The sequence below is a fragment of the Amorphus orientalis genome (assembly GCF_030814015.1).
GTDB lineage: Bacteria > Pseudomonadota > Alphaproteobacteria > Rhizobiales > Amorphaceae > Amorphus > Amorphus orientalis.
Genome location: NZ_JAUSUL010000001.1, coordinates 1,279,121 through 1,304,588, shown reverse-complemented (window position 1 = coordinate 1,304,588; position 25,468 = coordinate 1,279,121). Strand labels below are relative to the sequence as shown.

Annotated in this window: 23 protein-coding genes; 10 read left to right on the top strand and 13 right to left on the bottom strand. The window is 66.5% G+C overall.

What is annotated here, in order from left to right:
- Nucleotides 1-153: 153 nt before the first annotated feature.
- From J2S73_RS05850 to J2S73_RS05840, 3 genes are all read left to right on the top strand, one after another.
- Nucleotides 154-2,553, top strand: a complete 2,400-nt coding sequence (locus J2S73_RS05850; RefSeq protein ID WP_306884506.1) for a sensor histidine kinase — start codon at nt 154-156, stop codon at nt 2,551-2,553.
- Nucleotides 2,554-2,730: 177 nt separating this feature from the next.
- Nucleotides 2,731-3,660: a GGDEF domain-containing protein gene (locus J2S73_RS05845; RefSeq protein ID WP_306884505.1), complete on the top strand. Its 930-nt coding sequence runs from the start codon at nt 2,731-2,733 to the stop codon at nt 3,658-3,660.
- Nucleotides 3,661-3,947: 287 nt separating this feature from the next.
- Entirely contained in the window at nt 3,948-5,384 is a 1,437-nt protein-coding gene (locus J2S73_RS05840) for a glutamine synthetase family protein (RefSeq protein WP_370874387.1), read from the top strand.
- A gap of 18 nt (nt 5,385-5,402) precedes the next feature.
- Here J2S73_RS05840 and J2S73_RS05835 read toward each other — a convergent pair whose 3' ends face one another.
- From J2S73_RS05835 to J2S73_RS05790, 10 genes are all read right to left on the bottom strand, one after another.
- The gene (locus J2S73_RS05835; RefSeq protein WP_306884504.1) at nt 5,403-7,040 is read right to left on the bottom strand and encodes an amidohydrolase; all 1,638 of its coding nucleotides are present in this window, start codon (nt 7,038-7,040) and stop codon (nt 5,403-5,405) included.
- Nucleotides 7,041-7,120: 80 nt separating this feature from the next.
- Nucleotides 7,121-7,657, bottom strand: a complete 537-nt coding sequence (locus tag J2S73_RS05830) for a 3-hydroxyanthranilate 3,4-dioxygenase (RefSeq protein ID WP_306884503.1) — start codon at nt 7,655-7,657, stop codon at nt 7,121-7,123.
- A gap of 88 nt (nt 7,658-7,745) precedes the next feature.
- Nucleotides 7,746-8,150: a RidA family protein gene (locus J2S73_RS05825; RefSeq protein WP_306884502.1), complete on the bottom strand. Its 405-nt coding sequence runs from the start codon at nt 8,148-8,150 to the stop codon at nt 7,746-7,748.
- Between the two features lie 59 nt (nt 8,151-8,209).
- Nucleotides 8,210-9,373, bottom strand: a complete 1,164-nt coding sequence (locus tag J2S73_RS05820; RefSeq protein ID WP_306884501.1) for an ABC transporter substrate-binding protein — start codon at nt 9,371-9,373, stop codon at nt 8,210-8,212.
- A 124-nt stretch (nt 9,374-9,497) separates the two neighbouring features.
- A complete protein-coding gene (locus J2S73_RS05815) occupies nt 9,498-10,268 on the bottom strand; it encodes an ABC transporter ATP-binding protein (RefSeq protein ID WP_306884500.1) in 771 nt (256 codons plus the stop codon).
- Complete coding sequence (locus tag J2S73_RS05810) at nt 10,261-11,016, bottom strand: ABC transporter ATP-binding protein (RefSeq protein WP_306884499.1); 756 nt, start codon at nt 11,014-11,016, stop codon at nt 10,261-10,263. Before J2S73_RS05810 ends, J2S73_RS05815 begins: the two co-directional genes overlap by 8 nt.
- Nucleotides 11,013-11,969, bottom strand: coding sequence for a branched-chain amino acid ABC transporter permease (locus J2S73_RS05805; RefSeq protein ID WP_306884498.1), 957 nt, complete (start codon nt 11,967-11,969; stop codon nt 11,013-11,015). The genes J2S73_RS05810 and J2S73_RS05805 overlap by 4 nt, the downstream gene beginning before the upstream one ends.
- Complete coding sequence (locus J2S73_RS05800; RefSeq protein WP_306884497.1) at nt 11,969-12,829, bottom strand: branched-chain amino acid ABC transporter permease; 861 nt, start codon at nt 12,827-12,829, stop codon at nt 11,969-11,971. Before J2S73_RS05800 ends, J2S73_RS05805 begins: the two co-directional genes overlap by 1 nt.
- 124 nt (nt 12,830-12,953) lie before the next feature.
- Entirely contained in the window at nt 12,954-14,117 is a 1,164-nt protein-coding gene (locus J2S73_RS05795; RefSeq protein WP_306884496.1) for an ABC transporter substrate-binding protein, read from the bottom strand.
- A 275-nt stretch (nt 14,118-14,392) separates the two neighbouring features.
- Entirely contained in the window at nt 14,393-15,760 is a 1,368-nt protein-coding gene (locus tag J2S73_RS05790; RefSeq protein WP_306884495.1) for an aromatic ring-hydroxylating dioxygenase subunit alpha, read from the bottom strand.
- Nucleotides 15,761-16,098: 338 nt separating this feature from the next.
- On the opposite strand from J2S73_RS05790, the gene J2S73_RS05785 reads away from it, so the two are divergent.
- On the top strand, nt 16,099-16,896 hold the full coding sequence (locus J2S73_RS05785; protein ID WP_306884494.1) for an IclR family transcriptional regulator domain-containing protein: 798 nt from the start codon (nt 16,099-16,101) through the stop codon (nt 16,894-16,896).
- Nucleotides 16,897-16,952: 56 nt separating this feature from the next.
- Here the strand turns inward: J2S73_RS05785 and J2S73_RS05780 are convergent, their stop codons facing one another.
- The 3 genes from J2S73_RS05780 to J2S73_RS05770 form a co-directional block, all read right to left on the bottom strand.
- Nucleotides 16,953-17,369: an ASCH domain-containing protein gene (locus J2S73_RS05780; RefSeq protein WP_306884493.1), complete on the bottom strand. Its 417-nt coding sequence runs from the start codon at nt 17,367-17,369 to the stop codon at nt 16,953-16,955.
- Between the two features lie 65 nt (nt 17,370-17,434).
- Complete coding sequence (locus J2S73_RS05775; protein ID WP_306884492.1) at nt 17,435-18,250, bottom strand: tellurite resistance TerB family protein; 816 nt, start codon at nt 18,248-18,250, stop codon at nt 17,435-17,437.
- A 151-nt stretch (nt 18,251-18,401) separates the two neighbouring features.
- Nucleotides 18,402-18,917: a MarR family winged helix-turn-helix transcriptional regulator gene (locus J2S73_RS05770; protein ID WP_306884491.1), complete on the bottom strand. Its 516-nt coding sequence runs from the start codon at nt 18,915-18,917 to the stop codon at nt 18,402-18,404.
- Between the two features lie 97 nt (nt 18,918-19,014).
- On the opposite strand from J2S73_RS05770, the gene J2S73_RS05765 reads away from it, so the two are divergent.
- The 6 genes from J2S73_RS05765 (at nt 19,015) to J2S73_RS05740 (ending at nt 25,452) form a co-directional block, all read left to right on the top strand.
- Entirely contained in the window at nt 19,015-20,724 is a 1,710-nt protein-coding gene (locus J2S73_RS05765) for an AMP-binding protein (RefSeq protein WP_306884490.1), read from the top strand.
- Nucleotides 20,721-21,548, top strand: a complete 828-nt coding sequence (locus J2S73_RS05760) for an enoyl-CoA hydratase-related protein (RefSeq protein ID WP_306884489.1) — start codon at nt 20,721-20,723, stop codon at nt 21,546-21,548. Before J2S73_RS05765 ends, J2S73_RS05760 begins: the two co-directional genes overlap by 4 nt.
- Nucleotides 21,545-22,456 (top strand): SDR family NAD(P)-dependent oxidoreductase, encoded by a 912-nt coding sequence (locus J2S73_RS05755; RefSeq protein ID WP_306884488.1) that lies wholly within the window; start codon nt 21,545-21,547, stop codon nt 22,454-22,456. The genes J2S73_RS05760 and J2S73_RS05755 overlap by 4 nt, the downstream gene beginning before the upstream one ends.
- 39 nt (nt 22,457-22,495) lie before the next feature.
- Nucleotides 22,496-23,509: a TRAP transporter substrate-binding protein gene (locus J2S73_RS05750; RefSeq protein WP_306884487.1), complete on the top strand. Its 1,014-nt coding sequence runs from the start codon at nt 22,496-22,498 to the stop codon at nt 23,507-23,509.
- 124 nt (nt 23,510-23,633) lie between these two features.
- A complete protein-coding gene (locus J2S73_RS05745) occupies nt 23,634-24,170 on the top strand; it encodes a TRAP transporter small permease (protein ID WP_306884486.1) in 537 nt (178 codons plus the stop codon).
- Nucleotides 24,163-25,452 (top strand): TRAP transporter large permease, encoded by a 1,290-nt coding sequence (locus tag J2S73_RS05740; RefSeq protein WP_306884485.1) that lies wholly within the window; start codon nt 24,163-24,165, stop codon nt 25,450-25,452. The genes J2S73_RS05745 and J2S73_RS05740 overlap by 8 nt, the downstream gene beginning before the upstream one ends.
- The last annotated feature ends 16 nt before the right edge of the window (nt 25,453-25,468 follow it).

Below are 25,468 nucleotides of genomic sequence, written 5' to 3'. Positions count from 1 at the left end.
CCGGCGCGCGGATTTTGCGTGCCGGATTCAGTGCTTACCGAAAATTAATCAAAACGCTGGACAACTGGATTCACGTCGATTCAAATGCAAATGATTCGGCGCTAGCAGGCGCGATTCAATAACGGAATCAAGCCACTTTCAGGGGATCTTGCCATGGCGCGCGCGGGGGCTTCCCACGCGACCATTCGACGTCGCTCGCACATTTCATGGCTGACGTCGGCAATTCAGGGCCGGCTGCGCAAGGCGCTGTCTCCAGAGCAGGCGAATGGGAGCGAACCGTCCGAGAAGCTGAGCGGCCACGTCCGGCTTCTCGCGGCCCCCGGCTATCATCAGCTCCTCGAGACCGAGCCGCTCTTCCGGCGGGCCATCCCCCTCCTCACCGTCGTGTTCGTGCTGGTTATCGCCGCCTACCGGACCGCCGTGATCGTATCCGACTACGAAGCCACGGAAGCCGCGGCCCGGTCCGATCTCGGCCTGATGGCGATGGCCATTTCCTCCGAGCTGTCGAATGAGCTTGAGGAGGAGGCGACACTCACCCGCGCCCGCGCCGCCGCGGCCCTTGCCGACGCCCTGCCGGCCGGCGCGACCCGGGCGGACCGTCAGATCGTCGTCGCCGATGCCGCCGAGACCATCCTGGCCACGGCGCCCTACCGGCCCGAGCTCATCGGCCAGTCGCTCACCGCCGTTCTGGGCAGCAACCAGCCCCTGACCACGTTCGGCGAGCGGGCCGGCGTCCTCGACATCACGCCGCACGGCCTCGACGACCACACCTACGCCACCGTGCATCACCTGCCCGACGACATCGGCATGGTCGCCCTCACCCAGCCGGTCGAATCCGTTTTCCTGCGCTGGCGCCAGGACCTGTCCGCCAACGTCACCCTGTTTGTCTGCACCTCGGGCGTCATCCTGGTGCTGGTCTATGCCTTCTACGCCCAGTCGACCCGGGCGCGCAGCGCCGACCGCATCTATGAGGCCACCCGCAGCCGGATCGACACGGCTCTCACGCGGGGCCGCTGCGGCCTGTTCGACTGGGATCTGGCGCGCGGCCGGATGTTCTGGACCGCCTCCATGTACCAGGTCCTCGGCATGCCGCCGAAAGACGACCTCCTGGGCTTCCGCGAAGTCGCCGCGCTGATCCATCCGGACGACGGCGATCTCTATGCCATCGCCGAAACCATGCTGGAAACCGAGACCTCGGTTCTCGACCGCGCCTTCCGCATGCGCCACGCGAACGGGAGCTGGATCTGGCTGCGCATCCGCGCCGAGCTCGTCACCGACGGTCCCCAGGAGATGCCGCACCTGATCGGCATCGCCCTCGACATCACCGAGCAGAAGCTGATGGCGGAGCGCTCCGCCACCGCCGACCTGCGCCTGCGCGACGCCATCGAGACGGTCTCCGAGGCCTTCGTGCTGTGGGACGCGGAAAACCGGCTGGTCATGTGCAATTCCAAGTATCAGCAGCTGCACAATCTGCCCGACGGGGCGATCCGGCCCGGCGCGCCCTACGCCACCATCATGCAGGCCGCCCGCCAGCCGATCGTCTCCAGCCAGACCCCGCCGGAGATGATCGAGACGGAGGAAGGCGCCCGCTCCTACGAGGCCGAACTCGGCGACGGACGCTGGCTGCAGATCAACGAGCGGCGCACCAAGGACGGCGGGTTCGTGTCCGTCGGTACCGACATTTCGGCGCTGAAGCGCCACGAGGAACGGCTGATGGACTCCGAGCGGCAGCTCCGGGCCACCGTCGTCGACCTCCGCCAGTCGCGCCAGAAGCTGGAAAGCCAGGCGCGCCAGCTGGTCGAGCTGGCCGAGAAATACGCCGAAGAGAAGACCCGCGCCGAGGAAGCCAACAAGGCAAAGTCCGAATTCCTGGCCAACATCTCCCACGAGCTGCGCACGCCGCTGAACGCCATCATCGGCTTCTCGGAGATCATGCAGCAGGGCATGTTCGGCGCGCTCGGGTCGGAGAAGTACGAGGAATACTGCAACGACATCCACCACTCCGGCACCTATCTGCTCGGCGTCATCAACGACATCCTCGACATGTCGCGGATTGAGGCCGGTCAGGTCGATCTTTCGGTGGAGGCCGTCGATCTGGAGGAGCTCGTCGGCGAGGCCACCCGCATCATGACGCCGACGGCGCGCGAGAAGGACATCGTGCTTGCCTCCTCCATCGCCCCGGAGATGTTCATCAACGTCGACCGGCGTGCGATGAAGCAGATCCTCCTGAATCTGATGTCGAATGCGGTGAAGTTCACCCCGGAAAACGGCCGCGTCACGGTCCGCGCCCGGCTTGAGCAGCACGCCATCATCGTCTCGGTGGAAGACACCGGCATCGGCATTCCCAAGCGCGAGGTGGAGCGGCTCGGACAGCCCTTCGTGCAGGTGGAGAACCAGTTCACCAAGACCCACCAGGGCTCGGGACTCGGCCTCGCCATCGCCCGCTCGCTGGTCGAGATGCACTCCGGCACCATGGATATCCAGTCGGAGATCGGCGAAGGAACGGTCGTCACCGTCCATCTGCCGCGCGAGCCCCAGGCCAAGCTGAGCTGATCCGGACCCTCCGGAGCCCATCCTCCCGCCGCAGTGCCCCAGTCGCACCAGGTTGCGAAACCGCAGCGCTGCGATCGATTGCCGTCGATCCAGCGTTTACAATGTCGGACCACGCTCCCAAATCCATCACACGAGTGCCGACACTACGATGAACACCGGATGAGGGATGGAAGAAGCATGACGGGCGCCCAGGCCCGGACCATCAATTTGGGTATCTATTCGGCCTTTTCGCGCATTCCGTGGCCCAAATCCTATTTCATGAAGATCCTGGCGGTGTGCTTCGTCGGGACGCACATCCCCCTTATCGTGACGGTGATCCTGGGTCTCTGGCTGGTGGACCTTTCCGGAGGCGCGAAGCTCGCGGTTCTCGGTCTGCTGCTGGTCGGAACCATCATCGGGACGGTCGCGACGATCGTCATCGTGCGCGGCATGCTCGCGCCTGTCGCCGCCATCGACCGGAACCTGACCCGATTTCGCGATTGCGACGAGTTCGACGAGCTGCCGCAGGTCGGCAATGACGAGCTGTCCGACCTCATGCAGACGGTGAACACCGTCGTGCGGCGGGTCACCCAGACCCGGAAAGAACTGGAAGCGCTCTCTTTTCAGGATGACCTTGTCGGCATCGGCAATCGCCGCTGGCTACTCGGGCGGGCGAGTGAGATCCTTTCGCGCAGCGAACAGAACTGGCGCCCGACCACCATCGCGCTGATCGACCTGGACGCCTTCAAGCACATCAACGACACCTGCGGACACAACGTCGGAGACGAGGTGCTCAAGGAGATCAGCGACATTCTCGCCGAGCAGTCCCGACCGACCGATCTCTTGGGGCGGATCGGCGGCGACGAGTTCTGCATCATCTTCCTGAAGTGCCGGGCCCAGGAGGCTGAAGCCGCGATCGACCGCATGCGCGCGGCCATCGAGACACGCGGGCTGTCGACTCGTTACGGAGTACCGGTGTCGATCTCCTGCGGGCTCACCGAGCGCCACGATTCAAAAGAGGATCTGGACGAGACCCTCGCCCGGGCCGACCGGGCGCTCTACGCCGCAAAGGCGGCCGGCCGCAACCGGACCCAGATCGCTCCGCCTGCCGCTACGTCCGCGACCTGAAGCCGGCGCCCGCGACTGCGCTCCACCGGGGCGTGCGTCGCTCCGACTGGGACAGACTGGACGTGAGATGCTCCGACGGTCGCCTGCATGGAGGCGATGCTGCACGTCCGTCCCCGGATATTCGTCGTCGCGGCATCTCGGACAGCATCTAATGTTCGACTAACGAACAAATGGGCGATAGTTTTCGGCGTCATCGGCGAACGCCCCGTTGGCGCGGGTCTTCGGCGGTGAAACGGTACGCTGCGTGCATCGGACAAGGTCCGATTTCTGGAAGATTTGGAGCTGTCATGAGGATGGAAGATCAGGCCGAGGGCGCGGAATCCGCAGACCGGGAACGCGCCGCAGAAGCCGTCCTGAAAGAGGTCGAAAGCCGCGGGCTGGAGACGATCCGCCTGGCCTTCGTCGACCAGCACGGCATCCTGCGCGGCAAGACGATCGTCGCTTCCGGCCTGGCATCGGCCATGCGCAGCGGCGTCGCGATCACCTCGACCTTGCTCCTGAAGGACACCTCCCATCGCACCGTCTTCCCGGTCTGGTCCGACAACATCGGCTTCGGCCCCGGCGTCCTCACCGGCGCAGGCGACGTGCTGATGGTTCCCGACCCGACCACGTTCCGGCTCTTGCCCTGGGCGCCGCACAGCGCGTCGATGCTGTGCGACATCACCTTCAAGGACCGCAGCCCGATGCCGTTCTCCACGCGCGGCCTGCTCAAGCGCGCGATTTCGGATCTGTCCGCCACGGGCCGGACCCTGATCTGCGGACTGGAGGTCGAGTTCTACGTCCTGAAGATCGAGAACGAGCGACTGGACCATTCCGACAGCGGCATGCCGGCTTCGCCGCCCGAAACCAGCCTCCTGTCTCACGGCTACCAGTATCTGACGGAGTCCCGCTACGACATCCTGGAAGAGGTCATGGACGATGTCCGCCGGAACGCCCAGGCCATGGGCCTGCCGGTGCGCTCCATGGAGGTCGAATTCGGTCCGAGCCAGTGCGAGTTCACCTTCGAGCCCGACACGCCGCTGGCCCACGCCGACAACATGGTCGTCTTCCGCTCGATGACCAAGGAAATCTGCCGACGGAAGGGGCTCCACGCCACGTTCATGTGCCGGCCCAAGCTCGACAACGCGATGCCGAGCGGCTGGCACCTCCACCAGTCGGTCGTGGATGCCGCAAGCGGCGAGAACCTCTTCATTCCCGGCGACGACGGCGCCCTGTCGCCGACCGCCAGCGGCTGGGTCGCGGGCCTTCTGGAACACGCCGAGGCGAGCTGCCTGTTCACCACGCCGACCGTCAACGGCTACAAGCGCTACCAGCCGAACCAGCTCGCGCCCGACCGGGTGCAGTGGGGCCGCGACAACAAGGGCGCCATGATCCGCGCTCTGATGGCGCCGGGCGACAAGGCGAGCCGCATCGAGAACCGGGTCGCGGAGCCGACCGCCAATCCGTATCTCTATTTCGCCTCCCAGATCCTGTCCGGCCTGGACGGGCTGGAGCGCGGCTTGACCGCCCCGCCGGCGGCCGAAAACCCCTATTCGAGCGACGCGCGGAAGCTGCCGATGAGCCTGATCGGCGCCATCGAGCGGTTCGAGGAGAGCGCGTTCTACCGCGACAAGCTCGGCGCCGACGTCGCGCGCTATTTCGCCACCATCAAGCGCGCCGAGTGGGAGCGCTACCACCTGACGGTCTCCGAATGGGAGCAGCGCGAATATTTCTCGCAGTTCTGAGCGGAGCGGCCGCGGCGGCTACGCTTCGTAGACCGTCCGGCCGCCGACCATCGTGCGGGTCGCGCGGATCGTGCTGAGGTCTTCGTCCGGCACGCTCAGGATATCGTCGGACAGCACCACGAGATCGGCCAGCTTGCCGGGCTCCAGCGACCCGACCCGGTCCTCGGCGAACGCGTAGCGGGCGGCCGCGCTCGTGTAGAGCCGGATCGCCTCTTCCCGGCTGATCGCCTGCTCCGCCCCGTAGAGGTCGCCGTTGACGTCGCGCCGGGTCACCATGAAGGCGATGTTGATGAACGGATCGAGATCGTTGATCGAGTAGTCGGTGCCCGCCCCCAGGAGATCGAGCCCCATGCGGTCGATCAGGGTGCGCATCGGAACGGCGCGATCGGCCGTCGCCTTGCCCAGGAAACGGGCCACGGCGGATGCCTTGTTCCAGAGGAAGGTCGGCTGCGCGTCGACCCGGACGCCGAGGCGCCTTGCCCGGTCCATCTGGTCGGGCTGCATCAGGCTGCCGTGGATCACGATGAAGCGCCGGTCCCGGATCGAGCGCTCCGCATCCGCCGCCTCGTAGGCGTCGAGCACCGCATCCACCGCGGCGTCTCCCACTGCGTGGATACCGACGCGCCAGTCGTTCCGGTTGGCCACCGCCACCAGATGCGTGAGCCGGGTCGGCTCGATCACCCAGACGCCATGGTAGTTCGGATCGTCGGGATAGGGATCGCGCATCGCCGCGGTGCGCAGCGTCATGCCGCCGTCCACCTGCAGCTTCACGCCGGAGAGGCTCAGCCACTCGTCGCCGAAATCGGAGGTCGCTCCGGTCAGCGTGAAGAACCGCTCCCACTCCGCATCCGTCAGGTTCGGATTGAGTTCGCCGGTCGGCGCAAACATCAGGCTCAGACGCAGCGTCTGCTCGCCGGCCCGGCGGATCGAATGGTAGTGGCGCACGTCGGTCGGGCTCACCGCGGCCGAGATCGCGCTGGTCAGCCCGAAGCCGTTGCAGTGGGCCTGGGCGTCGATGAGCATTTCGCGGCGCTGCTCCGGCGTCCACCCCGGGAAGGCGGCGAACACCAGCCGTTCCGCCGCTTCCTCCAGAACGCCGGTGGGCTCGCCGTCGCCATCGCGGTGGATCGTGCCGCCCTCAGGGTCCGGCGTGTCCCGGGTCACGCCCGAGGCCTCGAGCGCCAGGCTGTTCAGAAGGGAAAAGTGGCCGAGCGGCAGATGCACCGGGTTGTCCGGCGCAACCGTGTCCAGCTCCCTCGCCGTCAGAAAGCGCTTCTCGGCGAGCTGGGACTGGGGATGCCACATCTGCCCGACGATCCATTCGCCGGGGGCGCGCGTCTCCACGAACGCCTTCAGACGCGCCAGCGCCGCATCGACGCTGTCCACGCCCTTGAAGTCAACCGTGTGCCTGATGAGCCCGGCTTCCTCCACGTGGATGTGGGTGTCGATCAGCCCGGGCAGGACGGTGGCGCCGCTCAGATCCTCGCGGAGGGTCTCCGACCCGGCCAGGGCGAGCACCTCCTCGTCGCGTCCGGTGGCGACGATGCGGCCGCCCCGGATCGCCAACGCGCTGACGACGGAAAAGTCGGCATCGGAGGTGACGATCTTGGCGTTGTGGAGAATCCGGTCGGGATAAAGGGGCCCGTCCTGGCGCATGGCATGGCCTCGGAAACGATGGGCGGCGCCGGGATGTAAAGCCCCCAGCGCCGCAGAGACAGTCGGAAAATGCGGGTATCTCAGACGCCTTCGGGGCGCGGCATCGTGTTGCCGCACTTGCCGCAGGTGCGGGCCTCCTCGCTGTCGAAGAAGTTCGAATAGGCCTTCGACACGGGATCGGCGCGGTAATCGGAGACGACGAAGGTCTCCTCGTGCAGCAGCGCATCGCAGCTCGGGCAGTACCACTGGAACCGGTCCGCCTCGCCTTCCCGGCGCACACGCTCCGAGACGAGCAGGAACGCGTCCGGCGGGAAGCGCGGCGAATGCGGCATCCCGTGCGGCGTGAAGTTCAGGCCGCCCTCGGGGACGACCACGATTTCCTCGGACCCGTCTTCCTTGCGGATGTGCAGGTTCATCTGCCCCTTGATCATGTACATGATCTCGTCGGAGGGGTTGATGTGGAATTCGCTGCGGTATTCGCGGCCGCGGGCCACGAACGTCAGGGCGTCGGGCTCCTGCCACAGCACCTTGACCCGCTTGCCGGTCTCCGCGAGCTCCTTGACGGCCTCTTCCAGTTCGATAACCGGCGCTTTCGAGAGCGAACGTTCATAATACATCGCGATTGCCTCTCCTCATGTTGGGCGCTCCGCCGCCGATCGGGTGCCGGCGTCCGTTCGCTGCGGCTTGCGAAGCGCCGCTCTCCCCTCAGTCCAGATAGGCGACGCAGTCGATCTCGACGTTCACGCCCGCCCGGTGCGGCGTTCCGCCGATGCAGGTCCGCGTCACCTTCACCCCGTCCATGAAATCGCGGAAGACCTCGTTGAACACCGGGAAGTCGGCCACGTCGCGCAGACACACCCGCATGTTCACGACCTGCTCCATGGTCGCGCCGCCGGCCTCGAGCACGCTCGCCAGGTTCTTCAGCGTCCGCAGCGTCTGTTCGCGGATGTCGTCGGACACGACCTGCTTGGTTTCCGGGTCCAGCGGTCCCTGGCCGGACACGTAGAGAAAGCCGCCCGCCTTGATCGCCTGGGCGAGCGGCGAAGGCTTGCTCTGGTCGGTGAAGCCCGTGACCGGTGCCTTCTGCGACTGGATGATCTCTTTCGGCATCGTCTTCCTCCCGGGGGTGGGTCGGGATGGCGCGCATCCCGACCGGTCCGTGTCCCGCGCTACTGCTGTGACGGCTCGATCGTCTCGAACTCGACGTTGCCGAACTTGTCGCCGACCTGTTCCACCTTCCGCAGATAGATGTTCTGCACGATGTCGCGGGTCTCCGGATCGATGGAAATGGGACCGCGCGGGCTCTCCCATTCCATGCCCTTCATCGCCTCGACCAGGGCGGTGCCGTCAGTGTCGCCACCGGTTTTCTCCAAGGCCGCGTAGATCAGCGCCATCGCGTCATAGCCGCCGACGCCCATGATGCTCGGGTCGACGTCCGCGCCGGCCGCCTTGTGAAACTCCTCGACGAACCGCTTGTTCAGCTCGGAGTCGTGCATCATCGAGTAGTTGTAGGACGTGACGATGCCTTCGGCCGCGTCGCCGACCGCCGGCATGGACGGCTCGAAGGTGATGTCGCCGGTACCCGCCATAACGATCTCGTCCTCATCCAGACCCTTCTCGCGATAGGCCTTCAGGAAGCTGGCCATCACGTCGCCGGCATTGACGAAGGCGAAGATCGCGTCCGGCTGGGTGTCCTTCACCTTCTGCATGTAGGGGGCGAAGTCGACCGTCATCAGCGGCGTGCGGACGTTGCCGACCACCTCGCCCCCGGCCGCCGGGAAGGCCTCCAGGAAAGCCTTCTCCACGTCATGGCCGGGCCGGTAGTCGCCGACGATCAGGTAGGCCTTCTTGTGGCCCTGCTCGACCAGCCACTCGGCCATCGGCGGCACCAGGCTCGGCAGGCTGAACGAGACGCGCACCATGTAGTCCGACGCCTGGGTCAGCCCCTCGGCGGCCGCGTTCATGATCACCATCGGCACCTTCGCCTCGGTGGCGATCGGTGCGACCGCGGCCGCGTTCGGCGTGAAACCGAAGCCGGTCAGCACGTCGACCTTGTCGCGGACGATCAGCTCCTGGGCCAGACGCTTGGCCACGTCCGGGTTCGGTCCGCCCACGTCCTTGATGATGACCTCGACGGTCTTGCCCCCGGCCTCGGTGCCGTTGATGGCCTGATAGGCCTTCAGACCGCCCAGAAACTGCTCGCCGAACTGGGCGAACGGTCCCGACATCTCCCCGACGAGGCCGACCTTGACCGTATCCTGGGCGAGGCCCGCGCCGGTCCCCATAAGCACCACGGCCGCTGTTGCGGCAATCCGTGTGACGATCCGTTTCATGCCAACATCCTTCCCTCTGGCTGGCGTTTTGTCTTCCCGACCGGACCACCCCTCCCCCGGGCCGCTCGGCAAACTTCAATATGTCGGGCCGGGCGCGAACGTCCGGCCGGTTCAGCCGGCGTCGTTATCCGGCCTGGGTCCGGGCGGCGGCGTCGTTCGCCCCCTCGTCGGCGCCGCCCTCACCGACGCCGAGCAGACGTTCGATCGTCTCGTGGTCGCCGGCGAGGTCTTCCGAGCGCGCGGTGTGAACGATCTGCCCGCGCTCCAGCACGATGGCGTTCCGGCTGAGCGCCAGCGCGACGATCGGATGCTGTTCGACCACGATGCAGGTCAGCCCTTCGCTCTCCGACAGCGCGACCACGCGCGCGGAGAGATCCTCCACCACGATCGGCGCAAGGCCCTCCATCGGTTCGTCGAGAAGCAGGAGCCGCGGATTGGTCATCAGCGCCCGGCCGATCGCCAGCATCTGCTGTTCGCCGCCGGACAGCTGATTGCCATAGTTCCGGCGTCGTTCGCCCAGGCGCGGGAACGCCTCGTAAACGCGCTCCACCGTCCACTTGCCCGGCGTCGCGATGACGGTCAGGTGCTCTTCCACCGTCAGCGAGGGGAACACCTCGCGCTCCTGCGGCACCCAGCCGAGCCCCGCCTTGACCCGCGCATGGGGCGGCAGGCGGGTGATGTCCCGCCCGGCGAGCGTGATCTTGCCCTTGTGCAGCCGGGTGTTGCCCATGATCGTCTCGAGCAGCGTCGTCTTGCCGACGCCGTTGCGGCCGAGCACGGCGAGGCTTTCGCCGGACGCGATCGCGAGCGAGACCCCATCCAGCGCAACCCCGTCGCCGTAGCCGGCCGTCAGGTTTTCAAGCCGCAGAAGCTCAGTCGTCGATCCCTCAGACATGGGCGCCTCCAAGATAGGCGGCCCGCACCTCTTCGTTCGCGCGGATCTCGTCGGGCGTGCCTTCGGTCAGGATCGCACCCGACGTCAGCACCACGATCCGACGCGCGAAGCGAAAAACGAGCTGCATGTCGTGCTCGATGAACAGCACGGAGATGTCGTCCGGGAGCGCATCCACCACCTCGAACACCTCGCGGCTTTCACCGGCGGGAATGCCGGCCGCCGGCTCGTCCAGAAGCAGGATGCGCGGCTTGGCTGCGAGCGCGAGCGCGATCTCCAGAAGACGCTGCTTGCCGTAGGCGAGCTCGTTGGTCGGCGTCCGGGCGTGTTCGATCAGCCGGAGCTGCGTGAGGAGCGCCTCCGCCTCGTCGCGGATCGCGCCGAAGCCGCCGAGCCGGCGCCACCAGATCCCGCCCTTGTCCTCGCGTTCGGCGATCGCAAGGCTCACCGATTCCAGCGGAGTGAGGTGCGGAAAGAGCGTGTTGATCTGGAACGTCCGGGTGAGGCCCAGCTTGGTCCGCGCGCGGGTATCGAGCCGGGTCACGTCCTTGTCGCCGATCCGGATGGTCCCGGCCGTCGGCTTCAGGGTGCCGGTGAGCAGATTGACGAAGGTGGTCTTGCCGGCCCCGTTCGGCCCGATCAGCGCGGAGCGCGCGCCGACCGGCAGATCGAGGGTGACATTGTTCACGGCCACGATGCCGCCGAAGGCGACGGTCAGGCCGGAGACGCTGAGGGCCGGTGTCGCGCTCATGTCCGATCCGTCCTTACGAAGCGCGACAGCCCGCCGAGGATGCCGCCGGAGCCGATCATCACGATCGCCATCAGGAACAGCCCGAGCCAGAACATCCAGTATTCGGGGCTCAGGTCGGCGAAGACGTCGTGGACGACCATGTAGACGATGGCGCCGATGATGCCGCCATAAAGCCGGCCGGTTCCGCCGAGCACCAGGATGATCAGAACCATGGCCGACCGGTCGATGCTGAGCGTGTCCAGTCCGACGAACTCCGTGGTCTGGGCGAGAAGCGCGCCGGCGACGCCGGCAAGGGCGGCGGAGACCGCGTAGGCGAACCTGAGCCGGCGCGAGACCGGCGAGCCCAACGCATGCATCCGCTTGCGGTTGCCGTGGATGCCCTTCAGCGCCAGCCCGAACGGCGACTGCAGCAGGCGGCGCACCAGCAGGAAGCACAAAAGCACCACCACGAACGCGTAGATGAACGCGGTCTTGCCCCACAGGTCGAAGCTGAACATGCCGAAGATCGGCCACATCGAAATGCCCTGCAGCCCGTCCGACCCGCCGGTGATCGACGTCGCCTGGTTCGCCACCTCCGCGAAGATCGCGCCGACCGCGATCGTCACCATCAACTGGGTCAACTCCGTCGCGTTCACCACCAGGACGCTGAGCACGTAGGCGATCAGGCCGCACAGCAGGAAGGCGAGGACAAGCCCGGACAGGGGCTCCGCCCATCCCGCCTTCGCCAGAAGTCCGGCCGCGTAGGCGCCGAGGCCGAAGAAGACCGCGTGCCCCAGCGTGAGGATGCCCGCATAGCCGAGGGCGATGTCCAGCGAGATCGCGAACAGGGCGGCGATCAGGATCTGGGTCAGGAGATAGAGCCGGTCGGGAAAGATGAAGAAGCAGGCGGCGAGCGTCAGCCAGAAGGCGATTTCCAGCGCGTGCAGTTGCCAGCGGGACAGGGTGAGCTTCATCAATGCGCTCCCTGCTTGACCACCAGCCCGCGCGGGCGCGCCAGAAGCAGCCCGAGCATCAGCAGATAGATGAGGAACCCGCCGCTTTCGGGGATGTAGTACTTGCCCGCGACGTCGCCGACGCCGACCAGCAGCGCGGCCAGGAACGGCCCGGTGATGGTCCCTGCCCCACCGACGCACACGACCATCAGGAAGTAGACCATGTACTTCAGCGGAAAGATCGGGTTGAGGGTCAGCATGCCGAGCGACAGGGCGCCACCGAAGCCGGCAAGGCCGCAGCCGAAGGTGAAGGTCAGCAGAAAGAGCCGGTCGACGTTGATGCCCGAGCCCTGGGCAACGCGCTGGTTGTCCACGGACGCCCGGATCATCGCCCCGAACCGGGTCCGGTTGAGACCCAGAAGCAGGCCGCCGACGACGATCACCCCGACCACGATCAGAAACAGCCGGTAGCGGCTGACGTCGGTTCCGAACAGCGCGACGTTGCCGTCCAGATAGGACGGCATGACGAAGCGCTGCATCGTCGGCCCGAAGAAGAAGGTGACGGTCGCGATGGAGGCGAACACGAGCCCGATCGTGAACAGGACCTGATCGAGCGGATGGGAGCGGTAGAGCCGGCGGATGAAGAAGAACTCCATGACGCCGCCGGTCACCGCGCCGGCCAGGAAGCCGGCCGCCAGGCCGACCGGAAACGGCGCCCCGTAGTCGTTCATCAGCACGGCCGCGGCATAGCCGCCGGCCATGGCGAACGCGCCGTGGGCGAGATTGACGAAGTTCATCAGCCCCATCGTGACCGACAGGCCGACGCTGATGAGAAACAGAAGTGCGCCGAACGCCAGGCCGTCGAAAACGACGATTCCCATACTCTGTAAGCCTCCGGAAACCGGCCGGACCGGGCGCAGCAGCTGACTGCAGCACCCGGCCAGAGAGAACGCTGTTACCAAACGTGCACCGGGCGCCGTTGCCGGCGCCCGGGCTCACTGCGACCTATTCCTTACCCTGATCCACGACCATCGGCATCGTCTGGAACTCGATGTTGTAAAGCCCCTCGCCGGTGTCCTTGGTCTCGCGGATATAGATGTTCTGGACGATGTCGCGGTCCTCCGAGCTGATCTCGATCGGGCCGCGCGGGCTCTCGAAGGTCATGCCCGTAAGGAGCTCCATCACCTTCTCGCCATTGGAAACGTCGCCGCCAAGGTCCTCGGTGACCTTGTAGATCGCCGCCAGCCCGTCATAGGCCGCAACGGCCATGAAGTTCGGACGGGTGTCCGGGTCGATTTCGGCATAGGTCTCCACGAACGCCTTGTTCAGCTCGCTGTCGTGGGCGGCGGAATAGTGGGCCGACGTGATCAGACCCACGGCGTCCTCGCCCATGGAGTCCAGCGAATGGTCGTCGACCAGATCGCTGGTGCCGAGCGCGCGGATGCCGGCTTCCTCGAGGCCGCGCTCGCGGTAGGACTTGAGCATCGTGTTCGCCAGCTCGCCCGACGGGAACCACATGAACACCGCGTCCGGCTGGGCGTCCTTGATGCGCTGCATGTACGGACCGAAGTCCGGGCTGGACAGCGGCACGCCGATCTCGCCCACGATCTCGCCGCCCTCGGCGGTGAAGATCTTCTTGAACTGCTTGTTGGCGTCCTGGCCCGGCGCGTAGTCGGCGTAGAGCGTGTAGACCTTCTGAATGTCCTGCTCGTTCGCCCACTTGGCGATACCGTAGGCATGCTGGGCGAGCGTCATCGAGACGCGGGCGATGTAGGGCGACTTCAGCGGGATCGTCGACGAGGCCGCGTTGAAAATGATCAGAGGCGTCTCGGATTCGGTTGCCAGCGGCGCGGCGGCGAAGGCGTTCGGGCTGAAGCCGTAGCCCACCAGGAAGTCGACCTTGTCGCGGACGATCAGCTCCTGGGTCAGCCGCTTGGCGACATCCGGGTTCGGGCCGCCGGAATCCTTCACGATGATCTCGATCGGGCGATCGGCGACGCTGTCGCCGTGCTGCGCCATGTAGGTCTTCATCCCGTTCATCATCTGAAGCCCGTATTCGGCCTGGGCACCGGACATCGGCGCGACAAAACCGAGCTTCAGGGGCTCCGCGGCGGCCGCGGATCCGGCGAAGATCGCCGTTGCCAAAAGGGTCGCTGCAAGTCTTGACATGATTTTCTCCTCTGGATACCGAGCCGGACTTCGTCCGGTCCTTGAGGCTCGGGGAACGATACGATGGAAAATTTCGATTTTAAAACCGAAAATCGATTAGATCCGGCCCTTGTGGCCGGGACGGCGTGCGGGTCGCTGGATCTCAGCAAGTCCCGTGCCGCTCCCTCCCCAGCCCTCCCGTGAAATCTGGCCGCACCCCGTCTGCTGCCGCAGGTTGCGGACACTGAAAATTTCACGGAATTTCGAATTCATGCCGCGCCGATCGGCGCGGCCCATCAACTGACCGACCGGAGCTTGGGCGCCCCGTCTTCGTCCCCGGCCTGTTCCTCCGGCGCGGCGGCCATCCAAGGCGCCCCGCGGCGCCGGCTGACATCGACCTCCATCCAGTAGGTCTCCCAGCCGTTGGTCGGCCCGATGCCGTCCATGGTCGCCGGGCCCTGGACGCTGCGCGCCTCCGGCTCCTCCAGCACCATAAGCGGCGTTTCGCCGTTGCCGACCTTCTCGATCTCCTTCCGCAGCAGACGCCGGTACTGGATGATCGCCTTGTCGGACTGGCCGAGATGCTCGCGGGTGCGGTCCTGGATCGGCCCCATCGATTCGACCGCCCACTGGTCGTGGACGTTGATGTCCGCGCCCATGCCCGTATAGGTCTCGTGGGCCTGCTCGTGCGGGTCGAACCCGTAGTCGTTCGACTTGTTGCGGCGCGAGCGGTACTCCGGCGGCTCGATCAGCTCCAGCCGCTGCTCGCGCATCTTCTCCTTGTCGACCGCGCCGGTGTAACTGGTGAACACCGAGAACCAGTAGCAGTGGGTGTCGTCCACGGGGACGTGCCACTGGGTGATCGTCATCTCCTGGCTCAGCGGAATGACGATCCCGTGCGGGAAGATCTGGTTGGTCACGCGGACGTGGGTCCGCTCTTCGTCGAGCTGGCGCAGCGCGATCAGCCGCAGACCGTATTCGGTGTGCTCGACATTGATGATCGGCCGGTCGTACTCGCGCAGGATCTTCGTCATCGGCAGCTCGGTGCCGGAAGACGCCCCGCGGAACTGCTTGCCGTAGGACTGGCGGACGTCCTCGTCCTCGAAGAAGCGGTGCAGGAAGGACGCGTGGGCCGGATCGATGCCGACCTCCATGGCCTGCAGCCAGTTGCAGTCCCACAGACCCTTGAACGCGAAGACGTGGGTGTCCGGCGCGACGAAACAGTCGAGCTGCGGAAACGCCGGCGGCTCGCCCTCGCCGAGATAGGCCCACAGAATGCCGGCGCGCTCGACGACCGGGAACGCGCGCTGCTTGATGTTTTCGCACATCCGCGACTTGGCCGGCTCCGCCGGGGTCTCCAGGCAGTTGCCTTCCACATCGAACAGCCAGCCATGGAACGAACAGCGCAGGCCGCCGCCTTCCAGGCGACCGAACGCAAGGTCGGCGCCGCGATGCGGACAATCCCGGTCCAGAAGCCCGTAGCGCCCCTCTTCGTCACGAAACAGAACGAAGTCCTCGCCGAGAAGCCGCACCTTGCGCAGCGGACGCTCGTCGTCCAGCTCCACCGCGAGCGCGGCCGGCTGCCAGTACTGGCGCATGAGCTTGCCGCAGGGCTCGTTCGGCCCGATGCGGGTGATGAGGTCGTTCATCTCCTGGCTCATCATGGCGCCATTCCTCCACGTTTCAGATTTGGGCGAGGCCCTCGGCACGGGGTGCCGTGCCCCAACGCACTCGGCCGGCTCGGGCCATCGATTTGTTCGTTCAACGAACGTCTGTGCGAATTCTAAAACAGGTGTGGCCGTGCGCAAGCCCTCTTTTTGAGCAGCTCCAGCCTATAACCGCCTCAGATGGCCATGGACCGCAGCGGTCCGGCCTGCGGAAATCCGCCGTCCGATGCTTCTGCGGGTGGCGCATTCCGTCGCCGATGGTGCATAGAAGACCGGTGCTGCTGCACAGTCGTCCCGCTGTTCCTGCGGCGGGAGCCAGCCTGTCGAAGGATCAGATGCCGCGCGTGAATCGCACAGAGGAGCAGCTCGAAGCCCGCCGCAAGGATCCCGACTTCGTCGAGAGCCTGGATCGCGGTCTTCGGGTCATCGAGGCGTTCGGGCGCGGCCCAGGCCCCACGACCCTCAGCGACATCGCGAAGGCGGCCGACCTGTCCCGGGCTACGGCGCGGCGCATCCTGATCACGCTCCAGCGCTGCGGCTACGTGCGCGGCGACGGGAAATATTTCGAGCTTTGCCCCTCGGTGCTGCGGCTGGCCTCCGGCTATCTGTCGTCCAACCAGATCGTCTCGGTGCTGCAGCCGGTGATGGACGAGGTCGCCGCGGAGGCGCGGGAGGTCTGTTCGCTGGCCATCGCCGACGGCGACGAGGCCGTCTTCATTGCCCGGGCGAGCCCGGCCCGGGTGTTTTCCGGCGGCATCGACGTGGGCTACCGGCTGCCCCTCTTCTGCACCTCCGTCGGACGGGTGCTTCTGGGCGGCTACGACGACGACGCCCTGCGCGACAGGCTCGACGCCATGGAGATCGAGAAGCAGACGGAGTTCACCGTCACCGACCGCCGGTCCCTGTTCGAGACGATCGTCGCCGACCGGGAGCGCGGCTATTCGCTGGCCGATCAGGAGGCCGAGGACGGCTTCCGCTCCCTGTCCGTCCCGGTCAGGCGCTATGACGACAGGATCGTCGCCGCCATGAACATCGGCGGCCACGTCGACCGGCTTTCCACGACGGATCTTCTGGATCGGTTCCTGCCGATCCTGAAGAAGGCAGCCGGATCCGTCAGCCGCCAGCTCGTCTAGCTCAGACGACCGGGCTCTCCCCGTCGCGACCCGCGGTCAAGCTTGGCCCGATTTTCTCAGCCCAGATCTTCGATCAGGACGAACCGCTCCCAGACGATCGGCATGTCCGGGGAGAACCCGCCATTGCGCTCGAAATAGGCGCGATGACCTTCGCGCCAGCCCTCGAGGCTGTCGTCCTCGCCCTCGGCGAGCGCCATCGCTTCGGTCACCTCGTCGAACCGGCACTGGACCAGTTCGACCGTCTCGATGACCACCGCCGGCGTGCCGTCCCATTTCAGCGCGATGTCCCGCCGGCCGATCGCCGGCATGGGCTCGCCGTTCTCGAACTCCCGCAGCGCACCGCAGGTCGCGACCTTCTTTCCCGCACGCACCAGGGACAGCAGCGTTTCGCACAGTTCGGCACTGTCGCCGAACCGGAACGTCTCGGCCGTCGGATAGCGCCGTTTGAGCGCCTCCAACTCATCGGAGTTCATGGGGATACCCGCGCGTCCTTCCACGCTTTGCGGCAGATCCGGATGCCCGTTCGCGGGACCGGCGCTCACGACCCCTCGGCAGGAACGGCCTTGGCCCCGTCCACCGACGCGTGCAGATGAGCGATCAGGTCGTCGGGAAGCCGCAGCCGGGCAGCGAGCATAGCCAGATAGCCCTTCTCCGCCGGGTTCGCCTCATCGATGATCAGAAGCGACGCGGCATAGATCTCCGCTGCGATTTCCTGATTGGTCGCCGGCTTGGCGACGGCGTCCACGTCGAGGGGCGCGCGCAGCTCGTCCATCACGAAGGCCTTGGCCTCGGTGTCCAGATCCACCTGATCGAGAAACCCGAAGATGCGCGACTGCTCTTCCTGGTCGATATGGCCGTCCGCCTTGGCGGCCGCGATCGTCGCGCGCAGCAGCGCCAGGCTCAGCTCGCTCTGTTCGCCCGGATCGGCGTGTCCGGCGAAGGCGGAGTTGTCCGGCGGCGGAGGCGGCGTCGGGGTCGCCGCGGCTTCGGCCTGGGTCGCGCCGACCGACTTGCCGCTCTGCCAGTCGGAATAGGCCTTGTAGGCCAGCCCGCCGAGGGCTGCGAGCGCGCCGTACTTGACCACGCTGCCGGCCATCTTGCGGCTCTTCTTGTTGGTCATCAGCAGGGTGACCAGGCCACCGGCCGCCGCTCCGCCGAGCGCACCGCTGTTGAGCACGCGCCCGACCAGATCGCCGCCGGGCACGTTCTGCAGATTGGCAGCCGGGCCGCTGGATTGTCCGCCGGACTGAGGCGGCTGACCCTGCTGCGTCTGCGGCAGCCGGTTCTGACCCAGCGCGTCGGATATCCCGCCGGCTCCCAGGAACTGATCCAGAAGCTTGCGCGTGTCGAACATTCTATCCTCCCGGGAGACCAGCCGAACAAAAACCTTGCCGCATATAGGTGGCGGAAGGTCCGGCCCCAAGACGGGAGAGGCGCCGCGATCGCCGGGAGAACGCAAAAAAGGAAGAGCCGTCCGGCGCAACCGGCCCTGCCTTTCCCGGCCGTCAGTCCATCATGCGCGCGAGGTTCGCAACGATGTGATCCAGCGAATCCGCAAGCTGCTCGACGTCCCTCTCGCTCAGCCCCTCCGTGAGGCGGTTCTCGTGCTCCCGGGCGGCCTTGCGCAGTGTCCGCACGGTCCGCTGACCCTCCACGGTCAGCCAGATCCCGTTGACCCGGCGATCGGTCTCCGACGCCCGCCGCTCGACGAGGCCGTCCGCCTGAAGCTGATCGATGATGGTGACGAGACTGGACCGGCGCAGGGCGACCGCCTCCGCGAGCCGGCTCTGGGGCTGTCCGGGATGCGCCTCGATCACGCTGAGCAGCCCGAGATAGCGCGGCGCCCGCCCCTCGTCGGCCATCCGCTCCTCGAACGCGCGATAGGCGAGGATCTGCGCAAGACGGATCTTGTAGCTGATCCACCGGTCGACCTTGCCGGCCGACAACCGCGTTTCGACCTCGCTCTCCATGTGCCCGATGCCTCGCTTGACCGCCGGTTTGAAATTGATATTGTTCGACATCGGACAAACTGTCCGCAAACAAAAAACAGCATTACAGGTCCGGACTTCGGCGGCAAGTCCGGGAGGAAACGGTCGACATTCGGGAGGAGCGTGGCCGATGGCCATGGTGAGCGGGCAGTCCCATTGGCTGCCGGACGACGAAGGAGTTGCGCTCCGCGAGACCACGCTCGGACACCTCTTGTCCGAACAGGCCCGCCGCGTGCCCGACCGCCCGGCGATCATCTTCGACGAGCCCGACGCAGACCTTCAGGTCAACTGGACCTATGCCGATCTCGACCGGCATGTCGACCAGCTTTCCAAGGCGCTGATCGCCATCGGCGTCAAGCCGGCCGACCGCGTTGCGGTCCTGTCGCCCAACCGGCCGGAATGGGTGCTGTTCGAATACGCGCTCGCGCGCATCGGCGCCATCCTCGTCACCGTCAATCCCGCCTTCCGCAAGCTCGAGCTCGACTATCTTTTGACCCAGGGCCGCATCAGCGTGCTGGTCAGCGTCGGCGAGTTCCGTGGCTTCGATCTTGCCGGCATGCTGTCGGAGATGATCCCGGACCTGGTCTCCGCCATCGACGGAGAGCGCAAGGGCGGAGACGCCTATCTCGACCTGCGCCGCGTGATCGCGCTCGGCCGTACCCCGATCATCGGCGCCCTGTCCTTCGCCGACCTTCTGAAGAAGGCGGCCACCGTGAGCGACGCGGTGCTTGCGGACCGTGCCGCCCGCGTGACGCCGGACGACGTGGTCCAGATCCAGTACACCAGCGGCACCACCGGCAATCCGAAAGGCGCGATGCTCACCCACCGGGGCACCGTCAACAACGCGCTTCTGGCGACCGCGCGCGCCGGCTACCGGGAGACCGACGTGATGGTCTCCGCGATGCCGTTCTTCCACACCGCCGGCTGCGTCTGCAACGTCATGGGCATGGTCGCCGTCGGCGGCTGCCTGGTCCCGCTCAGCGGCTTCGACGCCGCCACCATGCTGGACCTGATGGAGCGCTATCGCGGCACGCTGACCAACGGCGTGCCGACCATGTATATCCGCCTGCTCCAGGACCCGAAATTCGTCGCCGGCGAGCGCGACATCTCCTCCTACCGCATCGCCTATATCGGCGGCACCTCGATCCCGCCGAGCCTGATGGTTGAGGTCAAGGAGAAGATGGGCGCCGACCCCTGCCTGATCATGGGCATGACGGAATGCAGCCCGATCATCACCCAGACCGTTCCGACCGATCCGCTTGAGAAGAAGGTCGCCACGGCCGGCGTACCCCTGCCCCACACCGAGGTGCGCGTCGTCGATCCGGACACGAGCGCCATCGTGCCGACCGGCCGCGAGGGCGAGCTGCAGATCCGCGGATACCTGGTCATGGCCGGCTATTTCGAGATGCCGGAGAAGACGGCCGAAACCATCGATCCGGACGGCTGGCTGAAGAGCGGCGATCTCGCCGTGCTCGACGAAGGCGGCTATCTGCGCATCGTCGGGCGGATCAAGGACATGCTGATCCGCGGCGGCGAGAACATCTATCCGGTCGAGATCGAGGAAGCGCTCCTCAACCATCCCGACATCGCCGAAGCCCAGGTGGTCGGCGTGCCCGACGACGAATACGGCGAGGAGATCTTCGCCTTCGTGGTTCCGCGCGACGGCCGCACCATCGACACCGATGCCGTGCGCGCGTGGTGCCGCTCCAATATGGCCCGGCACAAGCTGCCGCGCTATCTGGCGGCGATCGAGGCCATGCCGCAGACCGCGAACGGAAAGGTGCGCAAGGTGGAGCTCCGCCAGAAGGCCGCCGACATCATCAAGGCAGGCACGGCATGAACGGACCCGAGGCCGCGGCGCCCCACCTGCTCGCCGAACGCAGGGGCCGGATCTTCCTGCTGACCCTCAACCGGCCGGCCGCGCGCAACGCGATCAGCCCGGAAATGGCGTGCCGCCTCTCCGACGCGTACGAGACCTTCGCCGAGGACGACGAGCTGCGCGTCATGGTTCTGGTCGGCGCGGGAGACAAGGCGTTCTGCTCCGGCGGCGATCTCGCCCTGACCCTGCCGCTTCTGACCGGCGCGCGCGAGCCCGAGGACGACTGGGACCGCCGGGTCCTCGACGATCCCTCGGTGATGAACCGTTCGGCGCTCCGCCACCATGCGCTCGACAAGCCGATCATCGCCGCCATCAACGGCCCGTGCCTGGCCGGCGGCATGGAAACCATGCTGGCGACCGACATCCGGATCGCCTCCGAGACCGCCGTCTTCGGCCTGCCCGAAGCCAAGCGCGGTCTCATTCCCTTCGCCGGCTCCCTCGTCCGCCTGCCCCGTCAGGTCCCCCAGGCCATGGCCATGGAGATCCTGCTCACCGGCGACTTCATCGACGCACGGCGGGCTTACGACATGGGTCTGATCAATCGCGTCGTGCCCCAGGACGAGGTGCTTGCGACCGCGCTCGACATGGCTGGGCGGATCGCGGCGAATGGCCCGGTCGCGGTGCAGGCCATCAAGCGCACCGTCCGGCTGGCCTCCGGCGCATCCCTGTCGGAAGGCTTCGCCCACGAGGACGAAGCCAAGGCGACCGTGATGGCATCGGAGGACGCGCGCGAAGGTCCCCGCGCCTTCATGGAGAAACGCCCAGCGAGGTTCGTCGGCCGATGACAGACAACACCTCGATCAGGCTGGACGGACGGGTGGCCGTCATCACCGGCGCCGGGCGCGGAATCGGGCGTTCCGCCGCCCTCGCCATGGGCCGCGCCGGCGCGGCGATCGTCGTCAACGACGTCGACCAGCCGGCAGCAGAAGCCGTCGCCGCCGAAATCCGCGAGGCCGGCGGCCGGGCCGCTGTGGCGATCGCGGCGATCGGCTCCGCAGAGGCCGCCGATTTCTGCGTTGCGACCGCGCTGGAGACCTTCGGACGCCTCGACGTCATGGCCTGCAACGCGGGCATCCTGCGCGACCGGGTGCTCTGGAACACCACCGACGAGGACTTCGACGCCGTCATAAACACCCATCTGCGCGGCACGTTCACCTGCGCCCGTGCGGCCGCGAAACAGTTCCGCGCGGCGGGCGAAGGCGGCCGGCTGATCCTCGTGTCGTCGCTCGCCGGCCAGCGCGGCAATTTCGGACAGACCGCCTATTCGGCCGCGAAGGCGGGCATCGCCGCGATGGCCCGTACCTGGTCGATGGAGCTGGCCCGCGCCGGGGTCACCGTGAATGCGATCGTGCCCAACGCCATGACCGCAATGACCGCCACGATCCCCGCCCTTGAACCCTATGCGGAGATGACCGAGCGCGGCGACCCCCTTCCGGCCCACGTGCGCCAGGACCTCGGGATCGGCGGACCGGAAGACGTCGCCCCGCTGTTCGTGTATCTGGCCTCGGAGCGCTCGTCGGAAACGACGGGACAATGCATCGGAATCGGCGGAGACAGGCTTGCCATCTGGGCCCATCCCGTCGAGGCTCTGCACCAACTCAGCGACGGTGGCTGGAGCGCCGAAGACTTGGCGGAGGCTATCGAGGGTCCCCTTGCGGGCGCCCGGCAATCCGTCGGAATTGAGTTCAACTGAGGCCGCTCGACCACGACGGCCATTATGGGAGGAGTAAGCATGAAGACGTTTGCAATTGGAGCGGCCGCGCTGGTCGCATCGGTCGTCACCGCCGGCGCGCAGGAGACCACCCTGCGCCTGTCGCACTGGGTTCCCGCGACCCATCCGGTGCAGACGACCGGCATCGAGCCCTGGGCGGAATCGATCTCCGAGGCGTCCAACGGCGAGATCGCGATCCAGATCTTCCCGGCCCAGCAGCTGGGCGCCGCTCCGGATCACTACGACATGGTGCGCGACGGCATCGTCGACATCGCCTGGGTCAATCCGGGCTACAATGCCGGCCGCTTCCCGATCTTCGAGCTGACCGGCGTGCCGTTCGAATCGACCTCGGGCACCAAGGGCGCCAAGGCGATTCACGAGTGGTACAAGGGCGAGTATTCCGAGAAGGAGATGGGCGACGTCTATTTCTGCCTCGTGAACCCGCACGACACCGGGCGATTCCACTCCAAGGACCCGGTCAAGGTGCCCTCCGACGTCGACGGTCTGAACGTTCGGCCGGCCCACGCCACGATGGCGCGCTTCATCAACAGCCTCGGCGGCTCCTCGGTCCAGGTGCCGGCTCCGGAGGCGCGTGAGGCGCTCGCACGCGGCACGGCCGACGCGATCACCTTCCCCTACGAGTCGATCACGCTCTTCGGCATCGACAAGATCACCAAATTCCACAACGACATGCCGTTCTACATGTCGGCCCAGCTTCTGCTGATCAACAAGAACGCCTACGAGCGGCTGTCCGACGAAGGCAAGCAGGTGATCGACGATCACTGCACCCCGGAGTGGTCGGAGCAGTTCTCTCTCGGCTGGACCAAGGCGGCCGAAGACGTGCGTCAGGAGCTGATCGACAATCCGGAGCACGAGGTCTACCAGCCGACCGAGGAAGAGGTCGAGCTGTGGCGCGAGGCTGCCAAGCCGGTGATGGAAGCCTGGAAGAAGGACGCGGCTGCCTCCGGCGTCGATGCCGACGAGGTTCTGGCCAACTACCGCAAGGCGCTGGAAGCCAACGACACCAAGTACTGATCGCGTTCGACCGGGCACGCGCCACCGCGTGTCCGGATCCTCTGTCGTGCAACGACGCGTGTCTGCCCGATGGCCCGGCAGGGCTGTCGGGCAGCCGTGTGTTTTCCCCTAGAAGGTTCGACCCATGCTGGATCGTCCCCCCTCAGAGCGGATCGTCGTCTTCGTCGAGCGTGTTGCCGCGATCATGCTCGGCCTCGTCACGCTGCTGGTCGCGGCATCGGCCTTCGGCCGCTACGCCTTCACCGCTCCGGTGCCCGATGCCTTCGACATCTCGCGCCTCGCCCTCGCGGTGGCGGTCGCCTGGGGCTTCGCTTCGCTCGGCTTCCGGGGCAGCCACATCAAGGTCGACCTTCTGGCCCAGGCCCTCAGCCCGTCCGTGGTCCGTATCCTCGACCTGATCGCCTGGACGGTGCTCCTGGTCTTCACGATCGGGCTCGTCTGGAAGCTCGGCGGGCGCGTTGTGTCCCAGTTTCCCGGCGGCGAGAAGACCATGGACCTCCGCCTTCCTCACTGGCCGTTCCTCTCGCTGCTCGTGGCGGGTTTCGTCATGGCCATTGCGATGACCCTGATCCGGATGTGGCGCATGCTGGTGCGCGGCGAAAGCCTCGAACCGCACGAGACGCTCACGGACGACGAGAACCACGGTGCCGCTCATGAGTGACTGGATCACGTTCGGGGGCTTCATCGCCCTCTTCGGGATGATGCTGATCCGCGTGCCGATCGGCATCGCCATGGGTGTGGTCGGCATCGCAGGCTTCGGTCTGGTCGTCGGATGGGGGCCGGCGCTCAACCTGCTGGCCACCTCGCCGCTGCGCACTCTCACCGACTTCAACCTGACCCTGATCCCCTTCTTCATCCTGATGGGCGTTCTGGCCACCCGGTCGGGGATGAGCCGCGAGCTCTTCCGGGCTGCCAACGCGACGCTCGGCTCGTTCAAGGGCGGCCTCGGCCTCGCCACCGTCGGCGCCTGCGCCGGTTTCGCCGCCATCTGCGGCTCGTCCGTCGCGACAGCAGCGACCATGACCAACATCGCGCTGCCGGAGATGAAGCGCGCCGGCTATCCCGACGATGCCGCGACGGGCGTGATCGCCGCCGGCGGCACCCTCGGCATTCTGATCCCGCCGTCGGTGGTTCTCGCCGTCTACGGCTACATCACCGAGCAGGACATCGGGACGCTGTTCATCGCGGGCATCGTGCCGGGCCTCCTCGCGCTCCTCATGTACATGGCGACCGTCCGGATCTGGTACGGGCGCCATCTGCCGGCCGGCGAACCGTTCCGCCTGTCCAACGCCATCCAGTCGCTGGCCGGCGTGTGGGCGGTGCTTCTCCTGTTCGTCGCGGTGATCGTGTCGATCTATCTCGGCGTCGCCACCGCAACGGAAGCCTCCGCCGTGGGTGCGGTGCTGACCGCGGTGATCGGCTTCGCCCGCGGCCGCCTCAATTTCAGCAGCCTGCTGGACTGCTTGGTGGAGGCCCTGCGCACCTCGGTCGCGATCTACACGATCCTCATCGGCGCCATCCTGTTCGGCTATTTCCTGGCCGTGACCCAGGTGCCCCAGGATATGACCCAGTTCCTGATCGATCTGGGCCTCGGGCCGTACGGGACGCTGCTCCTGATCATGGCGCTGTTCCTCGTCATGGGCTGCTTCCTCGACGCCATGGCGATGATCATCCTGATGGTGCCGATCGTCTTCCCGGTGATCCTGGAACTCGGCTTCGATCCGATCTGGTTCGGCGTCATCATCGTCATGACCGTGGAGCTCGGCCTGATCACGCCGCCGGTGGGCATGAACGTGTTCATCATCAATTCGATCGCGCGCGGGGTCAGTCTGGTCACGATCTTCCGGGGCGTGCTCCCGTTCGTGATCACCGACGTGATCCGGCTGGCGATCCTGCTGGCGATCCCCGCCATCGTCCTCTACCTGCCGAGTACGATGAGATAGGGCGGTTCTATCGGAA